At 60.6% G+C, this 2,041-nt stretch carries 2 protein-coding genes and 1 pseudogene; all 3 read left to right on the top strand.

The window, feature by feature from the left end:
- Positions 1 to 114 (top strand): annotated as a pseudogene (locus tag EOA86_RS40855) (nitrogen fixation protein FixA); the annotation flags it as partial.
- Positions 115 to 130: 16 nt separating this feature from the next.
- On the top strand, positions 131 to 1,240 hold the full coding sequence (locus tag EOA86_RS32340; RefSeq protein ID WP_091599520.1) for an electron transfer flavoprotein subunit alpha/FixB family protein: 1,110 nt from the start codon (positions 131 to 133) through the stop codon (positions 1,238 to 1,240).
- Positions 1,241 to 1,250: 10 nt separating this feature from the next.
- The coding region (locus tag EOA86_RS32335; protein ID WP_128345307.1) for an FAD-dependent oxidoreductase at positions 1,251 to 2,041 on the top strand (791 nt) is incomplete at its 3' end.

Genomic DNA, 2,041 nt, shown 5'->3' with positions numbered 1-2,041 from the left:
CAGATCGACACCGCGGAAAAGGGCTTGCAGGACATCGCCGATGAACTCATCGCCGATATCTTAACCCGCCGGCCGGCGCTGGAACATGAGTTGGCCTTCAACAGCGGCACGTGACGGCCAGGAGCAGAAAATGTCGACCGCAAGCCAAGCTACCCCTCGCCTTGCCCCCGGCCGTGCCGGTGTAAAGAAAGAACTTCCCGACCGTTTCAAAGACTACCGGCACGTGTGGGTCTTCCTCGAGCTCGAACGCGGCAATGTGCATCCTGTATCATTCGAACTGCTGGGTGAAGGCCGCAAATTAGCCGACAAGCTTGAAGTCCAGCTCGCGGGCGTCGTGCTGGGACCGCCGGGCGAGATGGTCGAGGACGCTGTTGCCGAGGCCTTCGCTTACGGGGCGGATCTTGTCTACATCGTCGATGCGCCGCCGCTCGCCGACTACCGCAACGAGCCGTTCGCCAAGGCGCTCACGGATCTGGTCAATACCCATAAACCCGAAATCCTCCTTCTCGGCGCGACCACACTGGGCAGGGATCTTGCGGGCTCGGTAGCGACGACCCTGCAGACGGGGCTCACGGCCGACTGCACCGAACTTGATGTAGATTCCGACGGTTCACTCGCCGCGACCCGTCCGACTTTTGGTGGCTCGTTGTTGTGTACGATCTATACACTAAATTACCGGCCGCAAATGGCGACGGTGCGACCAAGGGTCATGCCTATGCCGCAACGGGTGGATAAGCCGGTCGGGCGTGTCATGCGGCACAAGCTGTCGCTCGTTGAGGACGATATCGTCACCAAAGTCCTCGGCTTCCTACCGGATAACCAGTCGGCAATGGCAAATCTTGCCTATGCGGATGTCGTGGTTGCGGGAGGCCTCGGTCTCGGTGCGGCGGAGAACCTTCAGCTTGTGAAGAATCTTGCCCGAGCGATCGGCGCCGAGCATGGCTGTTCGCGCCCCTTGGTCCAGAAGGGCTGGATGCCGGCTGATCGCCAGATTGGCCAAACTGGCAAGACCATTCGACCGAAGCTTTACATCGCGGCCGGAATTTCCGGCGCCATCCAGCACCGAGTTGGGGTCGAGGGGGCCGATCTCATCGTCGCGATCAACACCGATCCGAACGCGCCGATTTTCGAGTTCGCCCACCTCGGGATCGTCACGGATGCAATCCGCTTCCTGCCCGCACTCACGGAAGCCTTCACCCGGCGGCTGTCGCCGCACAGTCGAGACAAGCTTGCGAGTTGAGGGAGAGGACATGATTGAACAATTCGATGCCATTGTGGTCGGAGCCGGCATGTCCGGAAACGCAGCTGCTTACACTTTGGCAAGCCAGGGGCTGAAGGTACTGCAGTTGGAGCGCGGGGAATATCCGGGCTCTAAGAACGTCCAGGGCGCCATAATGTACGCGAACATGCTGGAGAAGATCATCCCGGACTTCCGGGATGATGCGCCCCTCGAGCGGCACCTGGTCGAACAGCGACTTTGGGTGATGGACAACACATCTCACACCGGAATTCATTACCGGTCGGACGACTTCAATGAGGCGAAACCCAACCGCTACACGATCATCCGCGCCCAGTTCGACAAATGGTTTTCCCGCAAGGTGCGCGAGGCTGGCGCGACGGTCCTGTGTGAGACGACCGCGACGGAACTCGTCCGTGATGGCAATGGCAAGGTGATCGGCGTCCGCACAGACCGGGCTGGCGGAGTGGTCTTCGCGAATGTGGTCGTTCTCGCAGAAGGGGTGTCGGGATTGCTTGGCACTCGCGCAGGCCTGCGCGAGATGCCGAAGCCGGAGACCGTGGCGCTTGCCGTCAAGGAAATGCATTTCTTGCCCGAAGAGGTCATTGACCAGCGGTTCGGTGTCAAGGGCGATGAAGGCTGCGTAATCGAGGCCGTGGGCACGATCTCTCGCGACATGGCCGGGCTCGGCTTCCTTTACACCAACAAGGAGTCGATTTCACTCGGCATCGGCTGCCTGGTCTCGGATTTCGCCGCGATGTTGGAGAGCCCGTCCGCCCTCCTAGACGCGATGAAAAACCATCC

The sequence above is a fragment of the Mesorhizobium sp. M5C.F.Ca.IN.020.32.2.1 genome (assembly GCF_004023105.1).
Classification (GTDB): domain Bacteria; phylum Pseudomonadota; class Alphaproteobacteria; order Rhizobiales; family Rhizobiaceae; genus Mesorhizobium; species Mesorhizobium wenxiniae.
Note: the sequence above shows the minus strand (reverse complement) of the source record. Positions and strands in the feature narration are given on the sequence as shown.

Coding starts and splice junctions, on each gene's coding strand:
- EOA86_RS32340 (WP_091599520.1), top strand. CDS start 131: ATGTCGACCGCAAGCCAAGCTACCCCTCGCCTTGCCCCCGGCCGTGCC.